The following is a 23,680-nucleotide window of genomic DNA, read 5'->3' on the forward strand; positions in this document are numbered from 1 at the left end:
GAGCATCAGCCGGCCTCCCCGGCGATCGCCCGCGCGCGATGCTCGACGCTTTCGACCAGCCCGTCGCGGAACCGGAACACGGTGCGCGCGAACGCCGCCATTTCCTCTTCGTGCGTCACCATCAGGATGGTGATGCCTTCGCCGTTCAATCGGGTGAGCAATTGCATGATCTCGATCGAGCGTTCGGTATCGAGATTGCCCGTCGGCTCGTCGGCGAGCAGCACCGCGGGTTCGGTGACGAGCGCGCGCGCGATGGCGACGCGCTGTTGCTGGCCGCCCGACAGTTCGGCGGGGGTATGATCGGCCCATGGCGCCAGCCCGACCTGGTCGAGCGCGCGCATCGCGGCGGCATGGCGCACCGCCTTCTTCTCGCCGCGATAGAGCAAGGGCAGTTCGACATTCTCGACCGCCGTCGTGCGCGCCAGCAGGTTGAAGCCCTGAAACACGAAGCCGAGATAGCGGCGGCGCAAAAGGCTGCGCTGGTCGCGGTCGAGCGCCTGTACCTCGACGCCGCGAAAGCGGAAGATGCCGCTCGTCGGCACGTCGAGGCAGCCGAGGACGTTCATCGTCGTCGACTTGCCCGAACCCGAAGGCCCCATCACCGCGACGAAATCGCCCCGCTCGACGCGCATATCGACGCCCTTCAGCGCCTGAAACGCCGCCTCGCCCTTGCCGAAGGTCTTGGTAATGCCTTCGAGCTCGATCAGCGGCGGTTTCGAGGGCGGATTGGCGGTCACTGGGCCACAGCTGCCTTGCCCGTCACGACCTTCATGCCCGCGCGCAATTGCTTCGACGTCACCGCGGTCAGGCGCCCATCGCTCTCGCCCGTGACGACATCGATCGGCTTCAGCTTGCCGTCGGCCTGCAAAACCCAGACACGCTGCCGGCTGCCCGCCCCGATCGTCGCGCGCTGCTCATTCTGCTCGAGCCCGATTTCGGGATTGAGCACGCTCGCCTCGCCCTTCTCTTTCGCGTCGGGCTGGAAACGAAGGGCGCCGTTGGGAACGAGAAGCTGCTTGCCCGTGCTTCCCGTCGCGATCGTCGCGGTGGCGGTCATCCCCGGCCGCAACACACCCTCGGCATTGGCGACGGCGAGGCGCGCTTCGTAACTGACGACGGCGTTGCTGCCTGCAGTCGCGGCGGTCGCCTGCTGACTCGCCTGCGAGGCCGTGTTGCTCGATGCCTGATCGACGCGCTCGACGCGCGCGGGGAAGCGGCGGCCCGGATAGGCATCGACGGTGAAGCTCGCCCCCTGCCCTTCGCGTACCTGCCCGACATCGGCTTCGTCGATTTCGACGCGGAGCTGCATCGCGGAGAGATCCTCGGCGAGGATGAACAAGGTCGGGGTGTTGAAGCTCGCCGCGACGGTCTGCCCCGGCTCGACCTGCCGCGCGAGCACGACGCCCGAGACCGGCGAGCGGATCACCGCGCGGTTGCGGTTGGTGATCGATGTCGACAGCTGCGCCTCGACTGCGCGGACGTTCGCATTCGCCGCGGCGACTGCCGCGACGTCGCGTTTGACCGCGCCCTTCGCCTGATCGAACTCGACCTGCGAGGGCACCTTGCCGCCCGAGATGCGGAAGACATTCTCCAGCCGCGCGAGCTGCGCCCGGTCGACGTCGAGCGTCGCCTGCGCCTGCGCCACCTGCGCGCGCGCGGCGTTCAGATTGGCCTGCGCCTGCGTGATCTGATCCTCGATCACGTCGGTGTTGATCTGTGCCAGCACCTGCCCCTGCGTCACGCGGTCGTTCACATCGACATAGATATGGTCGATCTTGCCCGACACTTCGGACCCGACCTCGACCTGATTGGTCGGGCGCAGATTGCCGGTTGCCGTCACGCTGAGCACCAGCGCGCGCTCGGCCACCTTTTCGGTGATATATTCGGGTTCGCCGCCCCCGCGCGCGCAGGTCGCAACGCCGAGCAGCACCACAAGCACGAGCAACGCCGGCAGCCAATATTTCATCCAGCGCCGCCAGCGCGGGCGCGGCTTGGCGCCGAGGAATTCGTCGAGCTCCTGCGGCTCGGTCGCGGTGTCGGTCATTGTGATATTCCTCCGTCCGGGCTGTCCGGACCCAAATTCGCATCGCTAGATCCGCCGCCGAGCGCCTGGTTCAGCACGATGAAGGCGTTGGCACGCTCGGCCTCGCTCGCGGCGAGCGCATTGCGTGCGCCGAGCAACTGGCTCTCGGCAGTGAGCAAAGTCTGGAAATCGATCAGCCCCGACTGATACTGGCTGCGCGCGAGCAGCGCGGCATTGTTCGCGGCCTCGAGCGCCGTGCCGAAAAGCAGGACGCGCTCGCGCGCCGCTGTCGATGCGACCGCCGCGCTTTCCACATCCTCGAGCGCGCCGAGGATCGCCTGCTCCCACGCCGCGAGCGACGCCTTCGCCGCGGCCTCTGCGCCTGCAACCTGCGCGCGGGCGCGTCCGCCGTCGAAGATGAGCTGGCTGACCCCGGCGAACAACCCGCCGGTGACGACATCGAACAGATTGCCGATCCCGAACGAGGAGGTTCCGATATTGCCCGTCAGCCGCACGAGCGGCAGCAATTGTGCGCGCGCGACGCCGATGCGCGCGGTATCGGCGAGCAGCGCGGCTTCGGCCTGACGCACGTCGGGCCGGCTCCGCAGGATCGCCGCGGGCGTGTCTAGCCCCGCCGCCTCGGGCGGAACGGGGATCGCGCGGGCGTCGGCGTCCAGCGCCGCGCGCACCGCGCCGGGCGGTTCGCCGATCAAGGTCGAAATGGTGTTCGCCGCCTGCGCGAAATCGCGTTCGAGCGCGGGAATGCTGGCCGCGGTCTGCGCGCGCTGCGCGGCCGCCTGCTCGACGTCGAGGCTCGACACGAGGCCAGCCTGTAGCCGCCAGCGGGCGATCTGCAGATTTTCGTCCTGGATTGTCAGCGTTTCGCGCGCGATCGCACGTTGCACGGCCAAGGCGCGCGCCGAAACCGTCACCTGCGCCACTTGTCCCGCGATCAGCCGCCGCAGGTCGGCAAGGCCATAGCCCGCCGCCGCGAGGTCGGCGCGCGACGCCGCGACATTATTGCCGATCCGGCCGAACAGGTCGATTTCCCACTGCGCATCGGCGCCGAGCGAGAATTGCAGCCGATCGTCGGCAAGATCGCCGACGTTGCGCCGGACACCGCCCGAGGCATCGATCTGCGGCAGGAAGCCGGCGCGCGCGGCGCGAACGCCCGCGCGTGCCTGCGCCACGCGTGCGGCCGCCTGTGCCACGTCGCGGTTGTTCGCCAGCGCGCGTTCGACATGGCGGTCGACGAGCGAGTCATTCAGCCGGGTCCAGTATCGCACGGCATCCGCCGGAAGCGCCTGCGCGTCGCCGGACCAATGGTCGGGCAAGGCGATGGCGGGCTGCGGAGGGGTTCCCGTGGACGTCGGGGCGCAGGCAGCCAGCCCGCCGGCAAGGGCCGTAACGAGCAGCCAATGCGTTCCAGCTTTTCGCATGCGCCCCCTCAAAACTGTTGAAACCCCGGTATTTTCACATGTGAAACCGGTGAGGTCATAATGTATTGAATGGGCATAATTTCCGGGCGAGACAATATCAAATCGCCCCGGATCGCAAGCATTTCTCTTCTATTTCTAATTCTCTAGCCCAATCGGCCCGCGCCGGGCGAGGCTAGAACCACGGATTCACCCCGACGACCAGGCTGATGCTGTCGGCATCCTCGCCGCCCGCAACCGGTTTCCACTTCGCGCTGTTGGCGGATCGATGCGCCTTGCGGAGCCGGCCGCACTCGCCGGCTCGATGTCACGCTTCATCGAAATCAAGCGTTATTGGTGCCCCTGGCCGGACTCGAACCAGCACTCCTTGCGGAACCGCATTTTGAGTGCGGCGCGTCTACCAATTTCACCACAGGGGCCCGTGGGCGCGAAGCGCGGCGCTTCCCTAAGGCGAAGCGCCGCATTTTGCCAAGCTATTTCTTGAGCTCTTTCGCGAGCGTCTTCGCGGTCGCCTTGCCATAGGGCGGCTTGAAGCCCGCGAGCCCCGCGACGTCGAGCTTCGGCTGGCGATAGACGGCGCGCGCGTGGCTGAAGGTGCGGAAACCGTCGATGCCGTGATAATTGCCCATCCCCGACGGTCCGACCCCGCCGAACGGCAGATCCTCCATCGCATTGTGGAACAGGACGTCGTTGACCGTCACCCCGCCCGAGATCGTCCGCGTCAGCACGCGGTCCTCCTCGCTCTTGTCCTGCCCGAAATAATAGAGGCCGAGCGGGCGGTCGTTCGCGTTCACATAGTCGATCGCGTCGTCGATATGCTTGTATGTCTTCACCGGCAGGATCGGGCCGAAGATTTCCTCCTGCATCACCTTCATGTCGTCGGTCGGGTTGCGCACGATGTGGAGCGGCATCTTGTGGCCGTTCGAACTCGCGAAATCCTCTCCGCCCGGATTGACCTCGATCACCTCGGCGCCCTTCTCGCGCGCGTCGGCGAGATAGGATTGCAGGCGGTCGTAATTGCGCGTGTTGACGACCGACGTGTAGTCGTCGTTGGCGAGCAAGGTCGGATAGAGCGCGGTCGCGCCCTTGGTGACGCTGTCGATCACCGCGCCTTCCTGATCCTCGGCGACGAGCAGATAGTCGGGTGCGAGGCAGATCTGCCCCGCGTTCATCATCTTGCCGAGCGCGACGCGCTGGCCCACAAGATCCTTGTTCGCGCTGCGCCCGACGAAGGTCGGCGACTTGCCGCCCAGTTCGAGCGTCACGGGCACCAGATTATCGGCGGCGGCGCGCATGATGTGGCGCCCGACACTCGTCGCGCCGGTGAAGATCATATGGTCGAAGGAGAGCTTCGAGAAAGCGACGCCAACATCGGAATCGCCTGTGAACACCGCCATTTCGCTCGCGTCGAAATAGTCGGGGACCAGCCGCGCCATCAGCGCCGAGACATTCTCGGTGAACTCCGACGGCTTGATCATCGCGCGGTTGCCCGCCGCGAGCACCCCCGCCATCGGCACAAAGACCATGCCGACCGGAAAATTCCACGGCGCGACGATGCCGACGACGCCCTTCGGCTGATAGACAACCTCGGCCTTCGCGCCGAGCATGCCGAGCGGGAAAGTCGGCTTGCGCTTCTCACCCTTCGACCAGCTCGCCATATGCTTTTTCGCATGCTTCAAGGCGCTGACCGAGGGCATGATGTCGGTCATCAGCGTCTGTTCGCGGCTGCGATGACCGAAATCCTCGCTCACCGCCTTCGCGAAATCCTCTTTATTGTCGACGAGCAGCGCGACCGCACGGTCGATGCGGTCGGCGCGGACGCTCAGGCTTTCGGGCATCGCCGCGGTAAAGCTCGCCTTTTGCGCTGCGAGCACCTTGTGCATACGCTGTGTTTCACCGTCAATTTCGCTTGCGACCGTCGCCATTATCTTTCTCCCACTACCCTTTCACCCGTTTCACCATGGCAAAGGGCAGGTTGCAAGTTGAAACCCGCTGCGAGCGCCAGTTTCGATTTGGCGAAGTGGCGGAAAACTGCGCAACTTCACACTGGAATCGCGGCCTGGCAAAGCTCCTTTTCGGGACATGCGGAGGAGGCTAGTGTGGCGGACTTTTGTAGGACAGCGGTTTTTCAGGCAGCGGTAAATTGGAGCAAAGCAAACCGTCACCGCAATTCCGCGGGCGCTGGCGACGTTGACCGAAGCAGACATGTGTTTCGTCGAGGGGAAATTGCCCGGACGCGATCCCGCCCTAGCGTCGCGCGATCCGTCATAGGGGCAATGTCATGCGAACTTCCGTCGTCCTGCTCGGCTTTCTTCTGACAGGGCTGGCTCCCGTCCCGATCGTCCTGGCCCAGAATCCGACCGCAACGGCGTCGGACGAATTGCTCGCGGTTGGCCAGCCCCTGCCCCGCTTCGATCGGCTGCGCCCGGGAACCTCGCGCTATCTTCGCTACGCCGTGCGCGGTGACCGGCGGACGATCGTCGACCTCTGGAGCCGGACGATCGCGTTCGATCCCGACCCGGTGACCGGCGAGCGGCGGCTCCACATCACGCAGATCTGGGAGGGTATCGGCCAATCCGAACGGCGGCTCGATAGCTGGTTCGAGAATGAAACCTTCCGCCCGCTCTCGCATCGGACCCGGTTCATCGACGCCACGACGACCGCCGTTGCCGGCGTGTTGTTCACGCCCGGGCATGTGCGCGGGGATGCGGCCGTCACCGACAACCGCCTTGCCGCGCTCGACGTCGCCACGCCGACAGGGACGTTCAACTTCGAGACCGACATCGAGATGATGACCACGCTGCCCTGGCGCGAAGGCTATGCGGCGCGCATCCCCTTCTATCACCCCGGCGGCGGGGCGCCGCAAGCCTATGCCATCAGCGTCACCGGCTCCGAACCGGTCGCATTCGGGGGGCGTCGGGTTGAGTGCTGGGTCGTGACCCTCGACTATGGTCGCGGCGCAACCGGCCGATTCTGGGTTGCCAAGGACAGCCAGGCGGTGCTCAAGGTCGAGCAGCGCACACCCGGCCAGCCTACGCTCTACAAGGTGCTGCTTCCGTCCGAATGATCGACCGGTGGCAAATTTTTTGATCGCCACCAAATGGCGATGCCGATGCTGCCCCCTTTCGCAAGTGCAGCAAAGTCGCTAATCGGGCCGCCGACGTATCTTTCCCCTACGGAGTCTTTCGCCATGACCGCCACCGATCCCGTCGTTTTCCTCTCCTACGCCCGCACCCCAATGGGCAGCATGCAGGGCAGCCTGTCGGACGCGAGCGCGACCGATCTCGGCGCGACCGCGGTCAAGGCGGCGGTCGAGCGCGCGGGCGTGTCGGGCGACGATATCGAGCGCATTTACATGGGCTGTGTACTTCCCGCCGGGCTCGGCCAGGCGCCGGCGCGGCAGGCCGCGATCAAGGCGGGCCTGCCCAAGTCGGTGCAGGCAACGACCGTGAACAAAGTGTGCGGTTCGGGCATGCAGACCGTGATCATGGGCGCCGAAGCGCTCGCCGCGGGCAGCGTCGACCTGATCGTCGCGGGCGGCATGGAATCGATGACCAATGCGCCCTACCTGCTCAAGAAGCATCGCTCGGGCGCGCGCATCGGCCATGATACCGCCTATGACCATATGTTCCTCGACGGTCTGGAAGACGCCTATGAAGCCGGCCGTGCGATGGGCACCTTCGCGCAGGATACTGCCGACGCCTACCAGCTCAGCCGTCAGGCGCAGGACGATTACACGCTCGAATCGCTGAGCCGCGCCAAGAGCGCGATCAGCGACGGCGCCTTCGCCAGTGAAATCGCGCCGGTCACCATCGCCGGCCGCAAGGGCGACGTCGTCGTCGACACCGACGAAGCGCCCGGCAAGGCGATGCCCGACAAGATCCCGACGCTGAAGCCCGCCTTTGCCAAGGACGGCACGATCACCGCTGCGACCAGCTCGTCGATTTCGGACGGCGCCGCCGCCGTTGTCCTCACCCGCCAGTCGGTCGCCGACGCCAAGGGCGCGAAGCCCGTCGCCCGCCTCGTCGCGCACGCCGCGCACGCGCAGGAGCCGAAGGATTTCACCGTCGCCCCCGTCGGCGCGATCAACAAGCTGCTCGCCAAGACCGGCTGGACCATCGGCGACGTCGACCTGTTCGAAGTCAACGAAGCCTTTGCCTGCGTCGCGATGTTCGCGATGCACGACCTCGGCATCCCGCACGAGAAGATCAACGTCCACGGCGGCGCGACCGCGCTTGGTCACCCCATCGGCGCCAGCGGCACGCGCATCATCACGACGCTGATCGCCGCGCTCCAGCGCCACGGCAAGACGCGGGGCATCGCCAGCCTGTGCATCGGCGGCGGCGAAGCGACCGCGGTAGCGGTCGAGCTGGTCTGACATTCCCCCTCCCCCTTGATGGGGGAGGCAGCGAGACTGGGCGGGTCGCCATCGGCGAGCCGCTTAGTCGCAGCGGCAGGGGTGATGGTGCGGCGCTGGCCGACGCCCGAGGCGTCACCCCCACCCAACCCTCCCCCATCAAGAGGGAGGGCTTTTGCGCCCATCGCGAAAGTTCCACAGCGCCGTCGCAAGACGGCGCCGTTTCGTCGTATTAGCCGCGACAATTTGCGACACTAATGTCCTGAAAATAAACGGCGCATTCCGGCTCCGTTCAAATGCGCTCGCCTATTCCATGTTTGTCATCGGGCAGATCCCCTCCCCCTGACCGACTGAAAAGGAATGGCACAATGAAGAGCAAATTTCTCACCGCCGGCCTGATCGCCGCGATGATGGTTCCCGCGATGGCGCAGGCGCAGACCCGCGAGATCCGCGAAGATCGCCGCGACGTCCGCGAAGAGCAGCGCGAGTTGCGTCACGCTCAGCGTTACGGCGACCGCGACGATGTGCGCGAGGAACGCCGCGAATATCGTGACGCGCGCCAGGAACTGCGCGAAGACCATCGCGACTGGCGCCAGGATCGCCGCTATTCGAACTATCGCGCGCCGTTCCGCTATCAGCAGTTCCGTATCGGTTCGACCCTGCGCCCCAACTATTACGCTCCGGCCTATCGCCCGAGCTGGGACAACCGCTGGGGCGTGCCGCGCGCGGGTCGCAACCTGACTTATGTGCGTCACTATAACGACCTGCTGCTCGTCAACGAGCGCAACGGCCGGGTGGTGAAGGTGTACCGCAACCACTTCAACTGGCGGCGCTAAGCTTTAACGAATGAACGGGCCGGGCGGGAAACCGTCCGGCCCTTTTTCTGTGGCGATCAGTCGCCCCAGATATGATCGGTCTGGATCCAGCCCTTGCGGCCCTTGACGTCGAACAGGCACCAGCCGTCCTTGCAATCGGTGATCCGGCCGACGACGCCGGGCTCGGCGCGATAGGCGACCGCCGCCGAAAGGCTGGCGTCTTCGCGAAGCGGGCGGATGTCTCCGGTCACGATCGCGGTGCGTGTCCGGCTGAGCAAGCGTGCCGCCATCCAGCCCTGCGTCCCGTCGGGATCCTCGATCTTGCGCCAGGTTTCAAAGCGCGCGACGACCTTTACCGGCAGGTCCTTGCGCCGATATTCCCATATGACGGGCACATCGGGCGACGGCCCCTTGCGCATGCGCGCCTCGTCGACGCTGATCGACGCCCAATAGGGTAGAGGGACAGGGTCGGATTGCGCCGCCGCCGGACCCACTATGGCAAGGCTGAGCAATATCATTGCAAATTTACGGCTGGTCATAACCGACCCTTGTCAAAATCGGCGGCCATTATCAACCGGTCGCGCGTCGCAAACGGTCCACCGTCCACAGTTATCCGCGCCGCTCCCCCTTGACCCTCAAGCATCGGCGCGCTCTATCGGCGGCCATGCCCGATTCATCCCGTCCGAAACGCCCGCGCGTCATCGTCACCCGCCAGTTGATGCCGCATGTCGAAGGCCGCATGGCCGAATTGTTCGACGTGTCGCTGTCGGCGCGCGACGAAGCTTTTACCCGCGACGAATTGAAGGCCGCCGTTGCCGACTGCGACGTGTTCGTGCCGACGGTGACCGACGAGATCGACGCCGATATCATCAACGCCGCGGGCGACCGGCTGAAACTGATCGCCAATTTCGGCGCCGGGGTCGACCATATCGACCTCGCCGCCGCGCGCGCCAAGGGAATCATGGTGTCGAACACGCCCGGCGTCTTCACCGAGGACACCGCCGACATGACGATGGCGCTAATCCTCAGCGTCCCGCGCCGGCTCGCCGAAGGCGAGAAACTGATGCGGTCGGGCCAATGGGCGGGCTGGGCGCCGAGCGCGATGCTCGGCCACCGCGTCGGCGGCAAATTGCTCGGCATCATCGGCATGGGGCGCATCGGCCTTGCGGTCGCGCGCCGCGCGCGTGCGTTCGGCCTGTCGATCCATTATCACAACCGCCGCCGTCTGCCCGAGGCGATCGAAGAGGAACTGGGCGCAAGCTATCACGCCAGCGTCGACACACTGCTGCGGATCAGCGACGTGGTGACGATCCACTGCCCGCACACCGCCGAAACGCACGAGATGGTCAACGCCGCACGCATCGGCGCGATGAAGCCGACCGCTTATCTCATCAACACCGCGCGCGGCGAGATCGTCGACGAAAAGGCGCTGGTCGCGGCGCTCCAGACCGGCCGCATCGCCGGCGCCGGGCTCGACGTCTACACCCACGAGCCCGCGGTCGACCCCGCGCTGCTCGCGCTCCAGAACGTCGTGTTGCTCCCGCACCTCGGCTCGGCGACGATCGAAGGCCGCGAAGCCTCGGGCGAAAAGGTCATCGCCAACATCCGCGCCTGGTGCGACGGCCACCGTCCGCCCGATCAGGTGCTGGAGGGGTGGGCCTGACGGCAGCGTTCCAACGCGAAATCGCGTTGCCGATCGCTACGCCATGCGGGGCGTCAGCGTTGGCTGCACTTGAGGTCGATCACCCGCATCGCGAGTTCGCTTGGCGGCTTCCCTTCGCGCGCGACCTCTTCATCGATGCAGCGTTGCCGCGGCGTTCGCCGGTCCACGCTATCGCCGTCGCGCATCAATTGCTCGAGAGCGGCCAGTTCGCGCCGCTCGGCATCGCTGAGGTCGCGCAGCGACCTGGCGCCGCTGCGGAGCAGTTCATAGTTGCGCCAGGCACGCTCGGCGGGGGTCTCGGCAAGCGCGCCCTCCGCGCCGAGGGTCCCGAGAGTCAGCGCCGCGGCTACCGCCGCCATTCGCCAGATGTGCGTCATGCAACCATGTCCATCCATTCTCGCAGAGGCGGCGCAGGCCTTATCAATCCCCCGTCAAAATCCGATCAACGAGCTGCTTCACCGTCGGGGTGAAATTGTTCGAGTAAAAGGGATCGGTCTTGAAATTGAATGCGGCATGGCCCGCAAACATCAGATTTTGCTCGGGATCGCCGCCGTGCGCGATGTCCTGCAGCGTCTTCTGGATACAGAAGCTGCGCGGATCGGCGAGGTAGCCCGTCGTGTAGTCGTCATGGTCCTTCCACGACGAAAAGCCGCAGTGTGACAGGCAGCCCATGCAATCGGTCTGGTCCTTGCGAATCACCGCCTTGTCGGCCTCGGTCACGAACACGACCGTGTTGTCGGGAGTCTTCAGCGCCTCGGTATAGCCCTCGGCGAACCAGTCGCGCGCCCGCGCGCGGTCGTGCGGGGTGACCCAGAAATTCTTGCCCTTCACCCCGACGTCGAGCTGGACAATATGATCGCCGGCTTCCTGCTTCGAATAAGGAATCTGGCGTTCGGAGCGCGCTTCGAGGTCGCGCAGGAACGGCGTGCGCACCGCGCTGGAATAGAAACCCGTCGGCGAGAAGCGATGAAGCAGCACGTCGCCGTCGTCGAGCGTGCGGAGGCGGTCTTTCCACGCCTGCGGAATCGGGCTTTCCTCGGTGAGCAGCGGCCGCGTGCCGTATTGGAAGACGATCTGGCCGAGTTCGGGATTGTCGATCCAGTTCTCCCAATCGCGCAAATACCAGACGCCGCCTGCCATCACGATCGGCACGCTGTCGGCGATTCCTTCGGCGCGCATCGTCTCGCGCACCGCGGCGACGCGCGGATAGGGATCCTGCGGGACGAGCGGGTCTTCGGCGTTCGACAGGCCGTTATGGCCGCCCGCGAGCCACGGATCTTCGTAAACCACCGCGCCCAGCAGATGCGGGACTTTGTGATACGCGCGTTTCCAGAGCGCGCGGAAAGCGCGCGCCGAGCTGATGATCGGGAGGTACATCACATTGTGGCGCTCGGCGATTTCGCTGAGCTTGTACGGCATGCCCGCGCCGCACGTGACCCCGGCGACCATCCCCTTGGTCCGCGCGAGCACGCCTTCAAGAATCTGCTGCGCGCCGCCCATTTCCCAGAGCACGTTGATGTTGATCGCGCCCTTGCCGCCCGACACCTCATAGGCGCGCTCGACCTGCGCGACCGCGCCGTCGATGCCATATTGGATCAGCTCTTCGTGGCGTTCCTTGCGCGTCAGCGAGTGATAGACCTGCGGAATGATCTTGCCTTCGGCGTCATAGCTGTCGGCGTTGACCGCCGACACGGTGCCGATCCCGCCCGCAGCGGCCCATGCGCCGCTCGACATATGGTTGGTCGCCGAAACACCCTTTCCACCCTCGACCAGCGGCCAGACTTCGCGTCCGCCGTAAAGGATGGGCTTCAAACCTTTGAACATTCTAAATCTCTTTCTCTCCACCGGTCGCGTCCCGCGTACCGGCCCCCTTGGCCGTTTCCGTAAGCGGAACACGGCCGTGAAAGTCAATGGGTGGGCCGCCTAGTCCCCGGAGAAAAGGCGGCGCCCTGCAAGCGCCCGACCATAGAGATTTTCATAGGCGGCGACCATGGTTGTTTCGTCGAACTGCTCGGCAGCGATGCGCCGGTTCGCCGCGCCAACCTGCGCACGCAGCGTTGCGTCGCGCGCGAATTCGGCCAGCGCCGCGCGGAACCCGGCTTCGTCCGCCGCTATGAAACGGCGATTTTCCGCAGCCACCATCGCCGCAACATCGCCGACCTGGGGGCTGACCACCGGCAGCCCCGCCGCCATCGCCTCGATCACCGCAATCGGCGCCTGTTCGCTGCGCGAGGATAGCGCCAGCAGATCGAAATGACCGATCCAGCGCGCAGGTTCGGCCATGAAGCCCGGCATCACCAGCCGCTCGCCCATCCCGCAAGCCGCTGCTTCGGCCGCGATCGCCGCGCCTTCGGGCCCCTCGCCGACGATGACCAGCCGGACATGCGCAGGCAGCGCCGCAACCGCGCGGACGAGCCGCGGCAGATCCTTGACCTTGCGCAACCCGGCGACGGTGCCGATCACCACCTCGCCCTCGCGGCGTTCGAGCCCCGGGATCGCGACCGAGGGCTTGGCTTCATAGGCCGCGACGTCGATCCCGTTGCGGATCAGCACCGTGCGCCGCCGTGCGCCCCATTCGTCCGCGGCGATCCGCTCGAGCAGCGCCGAGGGCACAACCAGCGCCTCGGCGGTGGGCAGCGCGAGGCGGCGAAAGCCGCTCCGCTTCCAGTTGCGCCGGACGCTCTCATCCTCGTTAAAGCCGTCTTCATGGTGAATCAGCGGCGGCAGGTCGCGAAAAGGCGCCAACAACCGGTGTGCCATCACTCCGTCCATCGACCCCCAATTATAGCTGAGGATCAGGTCGAATTGCTGCATATAGCGCGCAAGGTCGCGGTAGCGCGCCGGTCCGGGCTTGCCGTGCAACGGCGGCGCATCGGTCGGAAAATCGACGTCGACCTTCGGATCGATCGCCTCGCGCGCGCCCAAAGCCTCAGGCACCGCCGACAGGATGGTATGGCGTGCGCGTGCGCCCATCAAATTCATCAGCCGGACGGCGCGCGCCTCCTTGCCGCCGAGCGAGAAGCTCGAATGGAGATGGAGCAGACGAACGGGACGGTTGCCGGTCACGCAGCGGGCAATTCCGCCGCCCAGGCATCAATCGCGGCCCGCGCCGCGGGCTCGTCCATCGTCGGCGCGTGCCCGACCCCGGGCACCTCGACCAGTCGCGCGCGCGGAAGTTCGGCGACCATCTTCTCGCCCGCCGAGCGCGCGAGAATGTCCGACAGTTCGCCGCGCAGGATCAGCAGCGGAACGTCGCCCAGCGCGCGGTACACCGGCCACAGGTCCATCGCGGCATCGCCGCCGCCGGGGACGCGCAGCGGCGCCGCGATCTGCTTGTCATAATCGGTGACAATGCGGCCTTCGGCGGTCAGCCGGTGCGTCCGCTTGGTCAGCCGCAGCCAGTCGTGAATTTCATACCCCGGATAGACCGCGCCATTGAGTTCGGCGAACGCGCGCGCCGCATGCATCCACGTCGGCTGGCTGCCGCCCGCACCGATATAATCGCGAATCCGTTCCAGCCCGGCGGTCTGGAGTTCGGGGCCGACGTCGTTCAGCACCGCACCGACCAGCCGCCCGGGCAGCGCCGCGGCGAGCAGCATCGCGACCAGCCCGCCGAGCGAGGTGCCGATCGCCGCAAAGCGCTCGATGCCCAGCTCGTCCAGCATCGCGACGACGTCCTGCACATAGGTCAGCGGAACATAGGTCATCGGGTCCTTGGCAAAGGCGCTTTCGCCGCGCCCGCGGAATTCGATCACGATGACCTTGTGATACTGCGCGAGGTGCGGCGCGAGATCCTCGAAATCGCGGGCGTTGCGCGCAAGGCCCGGCATGCACAGCAGCGGCGGCGCGCTTTCGCTTCCCTCCGGCCCGGCATAAACGCGCGCGTGCAGCCGGACGCCGTCGGACGACCACCAATAGTGGTCCGACCAGTCGCGGTGCCCATCCTGCTTTGCATCCTGCTGGGCCAATATGGCACGTCCCCTTGTTCGGCGTTGGCTCGCCCCGGCAAGCGGGACTCAATCTCAGCGTCTATCGCCAACCACGCCGCGCGGTGCAAGCAATCCGTCGCTTAGGGTCAGGACCTATTCCCGCCACAGGTTGCCGCCATCCGCTTTCGCCGATAAGAGCCGAGCGACCATGAGCGAGACCCTGCTTTCCTTCGAACCCGCAACCGGCGAAGAACTTTGGCGCGGTCCGGTCAGCAATATCGACGACGAGGTCGCGATCGCGCGCCGCGCCTGGCCCGAATGGGCCGCGAAACCCGTGTCCTTCCGCACCGAAACGCTGCGCCGTTTCGTCGACCGCGTGAAGGCCGAGGGCGAGGCGTTCGCCGACCTGATCGCGCGCGAAACCGGAAAGCCACTCTGGGAAGCGCGCACCGAGGTCGAATCGGTCTGTAACAAGGTCGATATTTCGGTCAAAGCCTATGCCGAGCGCACCCCCAACCGCCGTATCGAGGGCGCGATGGGACTGCGCAATGCGGTGCGGCACAAGCCGCACGGCGCGGTCGCGGTGCTCGGCCCCTATAATTTTCCTGCGCATCTTCCGAACGGGCATATCGTTCCCGCGCTGATCGCCGGCAATTCGGTGCTGTTCAAACCGTCGGAAAAGACCCCGGCGGTCGGCGCGAAGCTCGTCGAGCTCTTCCATAGCGCGGGCGTGCCGCAAGAGGTGCTGCGCCTGATCGTCGGCGGCCCCGAAACGGGCAAGGCGCTCGCGGGGCACGAGGGCATCGACGGATTGCTCTTCACCGGCTCGGCGCGCACCGGCCTCGCGCTCAACCGCCAGTTCGCGGGCCAGCCCGGCAAGATGCTCGCGCTCGAAATGGGCGGCAACAACCCGATCGTCGTGTGGGACACCGCCGACCTCCGCACCGCCGCGATCATCGTCGTCCAGTCGGCCTTCCTCAGCGCCGGGCAGCGGTGCAGCAATGCGCGCCGCCTGATCGTGCGCGACAGCCTCGCCGACAAACTGATCGAGGAGGTTTGCGGCCTCGCGAACCGCCTGATCGTCGATCATCCGCACGCCGATCCCGCGCCCTATATGGGTCCGGTTATCGACAACGAAGCTGCAGACGGCCTGACCGAAAGCTTCCTGATCCTGATGTCGAACGGCGGCAAGGTGATCCGCCACATGACCCGTCCGGTCGCAGGCCGCCCTTTCCTCACGCCCGGGATCATCGACGTCACCGCGATGCCCGAGCGCCCCGATATCGAACTGTTCGGCCCGCTGCTCCAGCTGGTCCGCGTCGACAGTTTCGAAGCCGCGATCGCCGAGGCGAACAACACCGCCTTCGGCCTGTCGGCGTCGCTGATCGGCGGCACGCCGCAGCTTTACGACCAGTTCTGGGCCAATGCTCGCGCGGGCGTGATCAACTGGAACCGCCCGACCAATGGCGCGTCGTCCGCCGCACCCTTTGGCGGCATCGGCCTGTCGGGCAACCATCGGCCCAGCGCCTTCTACGCCGCCGACTATTGCGCCTATCCCGTAGCGTCGGCGGAGAGCGATGCGATGCGCGCGTCGATCGGCGTCGGACTACGCGATCCCGAAGGCTCGCAACTGGTGACCAAGAACTACCTTTAGGCCACCCCAATTTTACCTTCACCGGTGTCAAAAAAGCCTGCTTTGCCATGCGGGAGCCGGACGACCATCTACGGTGCATGGAAAAGACTCTCCCTCCTGCAGGCAAGCTCTGGCTCGTCGGCGCCGGTCCCGGCGATCCCGATCTGCTGACGCTGCGCGCCGCGCGGTTGCTCGAAAGTGCCGACCTTGTCGTCCATGACGGGCTTGTCGGCGAGGGCGTGCTCGCGCTGATCCCGCCGCATGTCGAGCGGATCAGCGTTGCCAAGCAGCGCAGCCGTCACACGATGAAGCAGGAACTGATCAACGAACTGCTCGTCCGCGAAACGCTCGCGGGCAAGCAGGTCGTGCGCCTCAAGGGCGGCGACCCGTTCATCTTCGGCCGCGGCGGCGAGGAACTCGACGCCGCGCGCGAAGCGGGCGTCGAGGTCGAAACCGTCCCCGGCATCACCGCCGCCGCGGGCTGCGCGGCGCAGGCGGGCCTCCCCCTCACCCACCGCGAGGATGCGAGCGCGGTCAGCTTCGTCGCCGGCCAGTGCAAGGATCTGACCGACCAGGACTGGTCGGGGCTCGCGGGGCATGGCCGCACACTCGTCATCTACATGGGCCTCGCGACTGCGTCTGCCATTGCCGACAAGCTGATCGCCGATGGCGTTTCGCCGGGTCTGCCCGTAGCGGTCATCGAGCGCGGCACCACCGCCGAGGCACGGGTGCTCCGCTCGCTGCTCACCGATCTCGGCGACCTTGTCGTACGCGAGAAAGTTAAAAGCCCCGCGCTGATCGTGGTCGGCAAGGTCGCGGCGCGCGCCGACGCGCTCGACTGCCTCGGCGCGCCGGGCGTTGCCGCTCAAATAAGGGATTTCACATGAAGCTGCTCACGGGCAATGACCTGAAAACAGGATTTGTCACCTGGTGGACCGGCGCCGACTGGTCGCTGCATATCGAGGACGCCGCCGACGTCGGCGAGGCGGGCGAGGCGATCCTTGCCGCCGAAGAAGGCGCGCGCCGCGTCAACGCCCCCTATATCATCAACGGCGAACAAACCGCCGACGGCCCGCGCCCCGCGCACATCAAGGACCGTATCCGCGCATTGGGGCCGACCGTGCGCCCCGACCTGACGTTAAAACCCGCCGACCCCGCGGCCGGCGACTGGGTGATCTGACATGTATAAATATGACGAATATGACCATGCGATGGTCGATGCGCGCGTCGCCGAATTCAGCGACCAGGTCCGCCGCCGCCTTGCGGGCGAAATCACCGAGGACCAGTTCAAGCCGCTGCGGCTGATGAACGGCCTCTATCTCCAGCTTCACGCCTATATGCTGCGCGTCGCGGTGCCCTATGGCACGCTCGATAGCCGCCAGATGCGCATGCTCGCGCACATCGCGCGCAAGTACGACCGCGATTACGGCCATTTCACCACCCGCCAGAATATCCAGTATAACTGGATCAAGCTGGAGGATGCGCCGGCGATCCTCGAAGATCTGGCGTCGGTCGAAATGCACGCGATCCAGACGAGCGGCAATTGCATCCGCAACATCAGCTCGGACCAGTGGGCCGGCGCCGCCGACGACGAAATCACCGATCCGCGCCCGTGGGCCGAGCTACTCCGCCAATGGTCGAGCTTCCACCCCGAATTCAGCTATTTGCCGCGCAAGTTTAAAATTGCCGTGATCGCGGCCAACGAAGATCGCGCCGCGATGCGGCTTCACGACATCGGCATCCAGATCGTCGAGAAGGACGGGCAGCACGGCGCCGCCTTCTACGTCGGCGGCGGCATGGGCCGCACCCCGATGATCGCGCCGCTGATCAAGGATTTCGTGCCGCTCGACGACATGCTGAGCTATGCCGAGGCGTGCCTGCGCGTCTACAACCGCTACGGCCGCCGCGACAATATCTACAAGGCGCGGATCAAGATCCTGATCCACGAACTCGGCGCCGACGAATATCGCCGCCAGGTCGAGGAAGAGTTCAAGCATGTGAAGTCGCTGGGCATCGACCCGCCGAAGGCCGAATTCGACCGCATCGCGGCGCAGTTCGCGCCGCCGCCGCTCGACGCCTCGGCGCCCGACGCGATCGACCGCAGCGATCCCGATTTCGCCGTCTGGGTCGACCAGAATGTCGCCGCGCACAAGGCGCCGGGCCATGCGATCGTCAACATCAGCCTGAAGCCCATCGGCGGCATCCCCGGAGATGCGTCATCGGCGCAGATCGACCTGATGGCCGACCTCGCCGAGAAATACAGCCATGATGAACTCCGCGTCACCCACGCGCAGAACATCGTGCTGCCGCACGTCCGCAAGGCCGATCTGTACGCCGTCTGGCAGGCGCTCGACGCCGCGGGGCTCGCAACGCCGAACCTCGACCTGATCAGCGACATCATCGCCTGCCCCGGGCTCGACTATTGCAGCCTCGCCAACGCGCGCTCGATCCCCGTCGCGCAGAAAATCGCGACGCGCTTTTCGGACCTCGGCCGCCAGAAGGAACTGGGCGAGCTCAAGCTCAAGATTTCGGGCTGCATCAACGCCTGCGGTCACCATCATGCCGGCCACATCGGCATCCTCGGCGTCGACCGCAAAGGCACCGAAAACTACCAGCTGTCGCTCGGCGGATCGGGCGCGGAGGACGTCAGCCTCGGCACGATCACCGGCCCCGGCTTCGACGAGGATGGCGTCGTCGATGCAATCGAGCGCGTCACCGACAAATATCTCGCCGAACGCACCGAGGGCGAGCGTTTCGTCGACACCTTCCGCCGCGTCGGCATGGCCCCCTTCAAGGAGGCGATCTATGGTTGAGCATATCCATTCGGACGGCGAAGAACCCGCGGTCACCCTCGACGCCTTCCTGTCGCAGTCGAACGCGACCGCGGTGCGGCTCGAACCCGATGAGGACGCGCGCGCGCTGATCCCGCATCTCGACCGGCTCGCGCTGATCGAAGTCGCCTTCCCCAAGTTTCGCGACGGCCGCGGCTATTCGTCGGCGCGCATCCTCCGCGAAGCCGGCTACGCCGGCGAGCTGCGCGCGCAAGGCGACGTCCTCGTCGACCAGATCGCCTATATGAAGCGCTGCGGCTTCGATACTTTTGCGCCCGAAAAGGAGCTCAACGCCGCGGATGTCGAGGCGGCGCTGGGGCGCTGGCCCGAACATTATCAGGGCGCCGCCGACGGCGCGGTGCCGATCTGGAAGCTGAGGCATGGCTGACGTGAAGACCTCTCCGCGCAAAGGCAGCGAAGACCGCACCCGCGACCGGATCGACGTGGCGCCGCGCTTCACCCAAGCCGACGTCATTCGCCTGAACAATCTCTTCCGCGGGCAGGACGCCGCCGAAGTGGTGACGAGCGTGATCGGCGCGGGGCTGCTCGGCGAAACCGGAATCGTCTCGAGCTTCGGCGCCGAAAGCGCGGTGCTGCTGCATCTGGTGACGCGCGCCGCGCCCGACATGCCCGTGCTGTTCCTCGATACCGGCAAGCATTTCTCCGAAACGCTCGCCTACCGCGACGAACTCGCCGCGAAGCTCGGGCTCAATATCGTCAACCTGACGCCCGACGCCGAAGACCTCGCCGCGAAGGACGCGACCGAACTGCGCTGGTCGTACGACCCCGACGGCTGCTGCGAAATCCGCAAGGTCAAGCCGCTCGAAAAGGCGCTGACCGATTTCGATACTTCGATCACCGGCCGCAAGGGTTTCCAGTCGTCGACGCGGCAGGGGCTCGCGCGCTTCGAACTCGACGGTTCAACCGGGCGCCTGAAATTCAACCCGCTCGCCAACTGGACGCGCGAACAGCTCGACGCCTATTTCGAGGCGCACGACCTGCCGCGCCACCCGCTCGAGGCCGAAGGCTATCCCTCGATCGGATGCTCGCCGTGCACGTCGAAGGTCAAGCCGGGCGAAGACCCGCGCTCGGGCCGCTGGCGCGGCTGGGACAAGACCGAATGCGGCATTCACACCGAAGTCACGCCGATCGACGACGATCCGGCGAACGACCCGGCGTTCTGAAAAAACTTCGTCATCCCAGCGAAAGCTGGGATCGCTGGCCGTGTTTGGCAATGATGGCGGTTTCTAGCTTCCGCAGGAACGACGGATTGGACTAGATTGAGGTGGCGGCCAGATCACCCCAATCAGGATTGCTGGCCTCGATCAGTTCGATTTTCCATTGGCGTTTCCAAGCTTTCATTGCCTTTTCACGGATGATCGCTTCGTCGATCGTTGGATACTCTTCGGCCAGCACAAGCTTCGTTAGCCCATATTTTCGGCAGAAGGCCGAGCCTTGGCCTGTCTTATGTTGAAAAACTCTCGCTGCGATGTCTGCGGTAACGCCGATATAGAGAACGCCGCCGCGTTTATTGGTCATAATATAGACCCAGCCGCCTCGCTTCATGCACGCCGCTTAGCGCAAGGACGCTAGCGATCCCAGCTTTCGCTGGGATGACGATTATTCTGCCTCACTCATAATCCTCGAACGCCATGCTGTCGTCGGCGAGGTCGCTGAACTTGGTCGTCTTCGCCTCGAAGTGCATGCGGATCTTGCCCGTCGAGCCGTGGCGCGATTTCGCGACGATCACTTCGGCAAGGCCGAAGACACGCTCCATTTCGGCCGCCCATTCCTCATGCTGCGCGTGGATCTTCACATCGTCGCCCTCGACCGGGCGCTTGGGCTCCTTCGCCGCGACATAATAATCCTCGCGGAACACGAAGAGCACCATGTCGGCGTCCTGCTCGATCGAGCCCGATTCACGAAGGTCGGACAGCTGCGGGCGCTTGTCCTCGCGGCTTTCGACCGCACGGCTGAGCTGCGACAGCGCCATCACAGGTACATGAAGTTCCTTCGCCAGCGTCTTCAAACCACGCGAAATTTCCGAAATTTCCTGCACGCGATTGTCGCCGCTCTTCGACGAACCCTGGAGCAGCTGGAGATAGTCGACGATGACGAAGCCGATGCCGTGGCGCCGCTGGAGGCGCCGCGCGCGGGTGCGGAGACCCGCGATCGTCAGGCCGGGCGTATCGTCGATGAACAGCGGCAAGGTCTGAAGTTGCTGCGCCGCGCGGCTCAGTTGCTGGAACTGCTCCTTGCTGATCTTGCCCATGCGCAGCGCCTCGCCCGACACCCCCGATTGTTCGGCGAGCACGCGCGTCGCGAGCTGGTCGGCGGACATTTCGAGGCTGAAGAAAGCGACCTTCGCGCCCATATTCTTCTCGGGCGGGATGCCGTCATCCTCGTCGCGGCGAAAGCGCTCGGCGGCGTTATACGCGATATTGGTCGCGAGCGACGTCTTGCCCATGCCCGGACGTCCGGCAAGGATCATCAAGTCCGAATTGTGCATGCCGCCGATCTTGGCGTTCATGCTGCCGATGCCGGTCGTGATCCCCGACAGATGCCCGCCCGAATTGAGCGCGCGCTCGGCCGCCTGCAGCGCGGTGAGGCTCGCCTGGTTGAAGCTTTTGACCGATCCCATCTCGGCCTCGCCCCCCGCGACGCGATAGAGCGCGGTTTCGGCCTCTTCGATCTGCGCCTGCGGATCGACGCGTTCGCTGGTGTCGAGCGCATTGTCGACGAGCGTGCGCCCGACGCCCGCGAGTTCGCGGAGCAAGGCGAGGTCGAAAATCTGGCGCGCAAAGTCGCGCGCGCCGATGAGGCCCGCGCCGCTGCCGGTGAGCTGCGCGAGGTAACCGACCCCGCCGACCGCCTTCATCGCCTCGTCGGCCTCGAAATAGGGCTTGAGTGTCACCGGGGTCGCGATGCTGTTGCGCTCGATCAGCGCCATCGTCTGCTGGAAGATGCGGCCGTGGAGCGGTTCGAAGAAATGTTCGGGGTTGAGCGCGACGGGCAGATCCTCGACGACTCGGTTGTCGATGAGGATCGCCCCGAGAAACGCGGCCTCGGCCTCGATATTACGCGGCATTTGGCGCGCGTCACCACTGGCGACGGCGGTCGGGATAAGGGCTAGTTCGGGCATCGCTGTCTTCATGGGCCGGTGCCCGAGGCGGCGCAACCGGCGATGTCGCCTAGCTTATCATAACTGTGGAATGCTGTGAATAAGTCGGCTTGCCCTTCGCCCCCGGCCAAGTAGAAGCACGGACAGCATGAGCCACGCAGACCCCTCGAAACAACGGATCATTTCGGTCGAACTCGACGAGGGGTCGATCGTCTGGCGCAATCCCGACGTCGAGCAGGAACGCCGCGTCGCGATCTTCGACCTCATCGAAGACAATAAATTCGTGCCGCAGCGCGGCCATGCGGATGGCTATGCCGGTCCTTACCGTTTGATGCTGCGTGTCGAGGACGGCCGGTTGATCTTTGAAATCTCACGCGAAGATGGTTCGCCGCTCGAGGCGATCATCCTCGGGCTCGGGCGTTTCCGCCGGCCGATCCGCGACTATTTCGCGATCTGCGACTCTTATTATCAGGCGATCAAGACCTCGACCGCGCAGCAGATCGAAACCGTCGACATGGCGCGGCGCGGCCTGCATAACGAGGCGGCCGAGATGCTGATGGACCGGCTCGACGGCAAGATCGCGGTCGATTTTGACACGGCGCGACGATTGTTCACGCTGATCTGCGTGCTGCACATCAAGGGCTGACGATGGCGACGGGGGCAATCAGGGGCGGAAAGGCGGCACAGATCGCCGGCGCGTGGCGCGCCGCGGCAGCGCACCTGCTGCGCCGGATCGGCGCCGCGATCGTGCTCCTGCTCCTCGCCGCCGGCCTTGCACTCTGGTGGGCCGCGCGCTGGACCCCCGACCGCACGCTCTATCCGACGCAGGGCGTCACGATCGACGCGGGCAACGGCGATGTCCGTTGGGGGTCGATCAAGGCCGCGGGCGCCGATTTTGCCTATATCATGGGAACCGACGGTTCGGCCGCGGTCGACCCGAAGTTCGCCCGCAACATGACGGGCGCGCGTGAGGCCGGCGTGCAGGCGGGCGCGATCCACCGCTACAGCCTCTGCCAGCTCGCGACCGATCAGGCCGCCAATTTCATCCGCCACGTCCCGCGCCGCGCCGACGCGCTGCCCGCGGTCGTCTGGCTCGATTATGACGACCGCTGCCCCGACCGGCCGACGCGCGCGCTTTTGCTCTCCGAACTTGCCACGTTCCTCGCGCAGATCGAGGCGCATACGGGCAAGCAGAGTGTGATCGCCCCCGGCCCGGCGTTCGAGAGCGATTACAAGGTGACGCAGGGCATTGCGCGCACCATCTGGCTGCGCCGCGATTTCTTCGAACCCGATTATGGCGCGCACCCCTGGGCGATGTGGCAGGCGAATGATTACGTGCGCCTGTCGGGCGCCGAAGGCACCGTCGGCTGGAACGCGCTGCGCCCGCAAGGAGAGATGTGATGAGCGAGGACCGTGATGCCCTGATCGACGCCGCGCGCGACGCCGCGAGCCGCGCCTACGCGCCCTATTCGGGCTTCCACGTCGGCGCGGCGCTGTTGCTAAAGAATGGCGATGTCGTCACCGGGGCCAATGTCGAGAACGCCAGCTATGGCCTCACCCTCTGCGCCGAAACCGTGGCGGTGGCGAAAATCGTCAACGAGGGCTGGATCGGCGAACTCGCCGAGGTCGCGATCGTCGGCGGGCGCCCTCATGGCGACGAATTGCTGGGCACCGACCCGGTCAATCCGTGCGGCCGCTGCCGCCAGATCCTCAACGAAGCCGCCGAGCGGTCGAAGACCGACATCCTCGTCCATTGCGCCTCGGGCGACGGCAAGGAGGTCATGACCTACCGCCTCAGCCAATTGCTGCCGGCCGCCTTCGGTCCCAAGGATCTTGGCCTCATCGACTGACCGCTTGCGCAACCCTTGCAGG

At 65.7% G+C, this 23,680-nt stretch carries 24 protein-coding genes and 1 tRNA gene; 13 read left to right on the forward strand and 12 right to left on the reverse strand.

The features are described from left to right. Window positions 1-5: 5 nt before the first annotated feature. The 5 genes from ACTJI5_RS03050 to ACTJI5_RS03070 form a co-directional block, all read right to left on the reverse strand. Entirely contained in the window at window positions 6-737 is a 732-nt protein-coding gene (locus tag ACTJI5_RS03050; protein ID WP_058536331.1) for an ABC transporter ATP-binding protein, read from the reverse strand. Next, window positions 734-2,044: an efflux RND transporter periplasmic adaptor subunit gene (locus ACTJI5_RS03055; protein WP_440859373.1), complete on the reverse strand. Its 1,311-nt coding sequence runs from the start codon at window positions 2,042-2,044 to the stop codon at window positions 734-736. The genes ACTJI5_RS03050 and ACTJI5_RS03055 overlap by 4 nt, the downstream gene beginning before the upstream one ends. Then, window positions 2,041-3,462, reverse strand: coding sequence for an efflux transporter outer membrane subunit (locus ACTJI5_RS03060; protein ID WP_440859374.1), 1,422 nt, complete (start codon window positions 3,460-3,462; stop codon window positions 2,041-2,043). The genes ACTJI5_RS03055 and ACTJI5_RS03060 overlap by 4 nt, the downstream gene beginning before the upstream one ends. Before the next feature lie 331 nt (window positions 3,463-3,793). Next, window positions 3,794-3,878: transfer RNA gene (locus ACTJI5_RS03065), tRNA-Leu, on the reverse strand. 54 nt (window positions 3,879-3,932) lie between these two features. Beyond that, window positions 3,933-5,384: a coniferyl aldehyde dehydrogenase gene (locus ACTJI5_RS03070; protein WP_440859375.1), complete on the reverse strand. Its 1,452-nt coding sequence runs from the start codon at window positions 5,382-5,384 to the stop codon at window positions 3,933-3,935. 356 nt (window positions 5,385-5,740) lie between these two features. On the opposite strand from ACTJI5_RS03070, the gene ACTJI5_RS03075 reads away from it, so the two are divergent. From ACTJI5_RS03075 to ACTJI5_RS03085, 3 genes are all read left to right on the forward strand, one after another. After that, window positions 5,741-6,526 carry a DUF3108 domain-containing protein gene (locus ACTJI5_RS03075; protein WP_440859376.1) on the forward strand — a complete coding sequence of 262 codons (786 nt, stop codon included), beginning with the start codon at window positions 5,741-5,743 and terminating at the stop codon, window positions 6,524-6,526. A 123-nt stretch (window positions 6,527-6,649) separates the two neighbouring features. Continuing rightward, entirely contained in the window at window positions 6,650-7,837 is a 1,188-nt protein-coding gene (locus tag ACTJI5_RS03080; protein WP_440859377.1) for an acetyl-CoA C-acyltransferase, read from the forward strand. 347 nt (window positions 7,838-8,184) lie between these two features. After that, a complete protein-coding gene (locus ACTJI5_RS03085) occupies window positions 8,185-8,652 on the forward strand; it encodes a DUF1090 family protein (RefSeq protein WP_058536325.1) in 468 nt (155 codons plus the stop codon). Window positions 8,653-8,708: 56 nt separating this feature from the next. On the opposite strand, the gene ACTJI5_RS03090 is transcribed toward ACTJI5_RS03085, so the two are convergent. Then, window positions 8,709-9,170, reverse strand: a complete 462-nt coding sequence (locus ACTJI5_RS03090; protein ID WP_440859378.1) for an SH3 domain-containing protein — start codon at window positions 9,168-9,170, stop codon at window positions 8,709-8,711. Window positions 9,171-9,295: 125 nt separating this feature from the next. Between ACTJI5_RS03090 and ACTJI5_RS03095 the strand changes: the two genes are divergently transcribed. Continuing rightward, complete coding sequence (locus ACTJI5_RS03095; RefSeq protein WP_058536323.1) at window positions 9,296-10,294, forward strand: 2-hydroxyacid dehydrogenase; 999 nt, start codon at window positions 9,296-9,298, stop codon at window positions 10,292-10,294. A 53-nt stretch (window positions 10,295-10,347) separates the two neighbouring features. Here the strand turns inward: ACTJI5_RS03095 and ACTJI5_RS03100 are convergent, their stop codons facing one another. The 4 genes from ACTJI5_RS03100 to ACTJI5_RS03115 all read right to left on the reverse strand — a co-directional run bounded on the left by ACTJI5_RS03100 (window position 10,348) and on the right by ACTJI5_RS03115 (window position 14,262). After that, window positions 10,348-10,671: a hypothetical protein gene (locus ACTJI5_RS03100; protein ID WP_440859379.1), complete on the reverse strand. Its 324-nt coding sequence runs from the start codon at window positions 10,669-10,671 to the stop codon at window positions 10,348-10,350. A 43-nt stretch (window positions 10,672-10,714) separates the two neighbouring features. Continuing rightward, window positions 10,715-12,118: an NAD(P)H-dependent flavin oxidoreductase gene (locus ACTJI5_RS03105; RefSeq protein WP_440859380.1), complete on the reverse strand. Its 1,404-nt coding sequence runs from the start codon at window positions 12,116-12,118 to the stop codon at window positions 10,715-10,717. Between the two features lie 99 nt (window positions 12,119-12,217). Next, window positions 12,218-13,360 (reverse strand): glycosyltransferase family 4 protein, encoded by a 1,143-nt coding sequence (locus ACTJI5_RS03110; protein WP_440859381.1) that lies wholly within the window; start codon window positions 13,358-13,360, stop codon window positions 12,218-12,220. Further along, a complete protein-coding gene (locus tag ACTJI5_RS03115) occupies window positions 13,357-14,262 on the reverse strand; it encodes an alpha/beta fold hydrolase (RefSeq protein WP_440859382.1) in 906 nt (301 codons plus the stop codon). Before ACTJI5_RS03115 ends, ACTJI5_RS03110 begins: the two co-directional genes overlap by 4 nt. A gap of 169 nt (window positions 14,263-14,431) precedes the next feature. Between ACTJI5_RS03115 and astD the strand changes: the two genes are divergently transcribed. From astD to ACTJI5_RS03145, 6 genes are all read left to right on the forward strand, one after another. After that, window positions 14,432-15,877 carry a succinylglutamate-semialdehyde dehydrogenase gene (astD, locus tag ACTJI5_RS03120; RefSeq protein WP_440859383.1) on the forward strand — a complete coding sequence of 482 codons (1,446 nt, stop codon included), beginning with the start codon at window positions 14,432-14,434 and terminating at the stop codon, window positions 15,875-15,877. Window positions 15,878-15,954: 77 nt separating this feature from the next. Continuing rightward, window positions 15,955-16,743, forward strand: coding sequence for a uroporphyrinogen-III C-methyltransferase (gene cobA / locus ACTJI5_RS03125; RefSeq protein ID WP_440859384.1), 789 nt, complete (start codon window positions 15,955-15,957; stop codon window positions 16,741-16,743). Next, on the forward strand, window positions 16,740-17,036 hold the full coding sequence (locus ACTJI5_RS03130; RefSeq protein ID WP_058536316.1) for a DUF2849 domain-containing protein: 297 nt from the start codon (window positions 16,740-16,742) through the stop codon (window positions 17,034-17,036). Before cobA ends, ACTJI5_RS03130 begins: the two co-directional genes overlap by 4 nt. A 1-nt stretch (window position 17,037) precedes the next feature. Then, window positions 17,038-18,669 (forward strand): nitrite/sulfite reductase, encoded by a 1,632-nt coding sequence (locus ACTJI5_RS03135; protein ID WP_440859385.1) that lies wholly within the window; start codon window positions 17,038-17,040, stop codon window positions 18,667-18,669. After that, window positions 18,662-19,075: a DUF934 domain-containing protein gene (locus ACTJI5_RS03140; protein WP_439511702.1), complete on the forward strand. Its 414-nt coding sequence runs from the start codon at window positions 18,662-18,664 to the stop codon at window positions 19,073-19,075. The genes ACTJI5_RS03135 and ACTJI5_RS03140 overlap by 8 nt, the downstream gene beginning before the upstream one ends. After that, the gene (locus tag ACTJI5_RS03145) at window positions 19,068-19,871 is read left to right on the forward strand and encodes a phosphoadenylyl-sulfate reductase (RefSeq protein ID WP_440859386.1); all 804 of its coding nucleotides are present in this window, start codon (window positions 19,068-19,070) and stop codon (window positions 19,869-19,871) included. The genes ACTJI5_RS03140 and ACTJI5_RS03145 overlap by 8 nt, the downstream gene beginning before the upstream one ends. Window positions 19,872-19,962: 91 nt before the next feature. Here the strand turns inward: ACTJI5_RS03145 and ACTJI5_RS03150 are convergent, their stop codons facing one another. After that, window positions 19,963-20,253: a GIY-YIG nuclease family protein gene (locus tag ACTJI5_RS03150; protein WP_439511700.1), complete on the reverse strand. Its 291-nt coding sequence runs from the start codon at window positions 20,251-20,253 to the stop codon at window positions 19,963-19,965. Between the two features lie 64 nt (window positions 20,254-20,317). Continuing rightward, window positions 20,318-21,829: a replicative DNA helicase gene (locus ACTJI5_RS03155; protein ID WP_439512005.1), complete on the reverse strand. Its 1,512-nt coding sequence runs from the start codon at window positions 21,827-21,829 to the stop codon at window positions 20,318-20,320. Window positions 21,830-21,956: 127 nt separating this feature from the next. Here ACTJI5_RS03155 and ACTJI5_RS03160 point away from each other — a divergent pair, with 127 nt between their 5' ends. Genes ACTJI5_RS03160 through ACTJI5_RS03170 form a run of 3 tightly spaced genes read left to right on the forward strand, consistent with a single transcriptional unit; the run spans window position 21,957 to window position 23,658 of the window. Next, window positions 21,957-22,454 carry a UPF0262 family protein gene (locus tag ACTJI5_RS03160; RefSeq protein WP_058536310.1) on the forward strand — a complete coding sequence of 166 codons (498 nt, stop codon included), beginning with the start codon at window positions 21,957-21,959 and terminating at the stop codon, window positions 22,452-22,454. Window positions 22,455-22,456: 2 nt separating this feature from the next. Next, window positions 22,457-23,209, forward strand: a complete 753-nt coding sequence (locus ACTJI5_RS03165) for a GH25 family lysozyme (protein ID WP_440859387.1) — start codon at window positions 22,457-22,459, stop codon at window positions 23,207-23,209. Further along, window positions 23,209-23,658, forward strand: coding sequence for a cytidine deaminase (locus ACTJI5_RS03170; RefSeq protein WP_440859388.1), 450 nt, complete (start codon window positions 23,209-23,211; stop codon window positions 23,656-23,658). The genes ACTJI5_RS03165 and ACTJI5_RS03170 overlap by 1 nt, the downstream gene beginning before the upstream one ends. The last annotated feature ends 22 nt before the right edge of the window (window positions 23,659-23,680 follow it).

This window comes from Sphingopyxis sp. 22461, from assembly GCF_052044915.1.
In the GTDB taxonomy this organism is placed as follows: domain Bacteria; phylum Pseudomonadota; class Alphaproteobacteria; order Sphingomonadales; family Sphingomonadaceae; genus Sphingopyxis.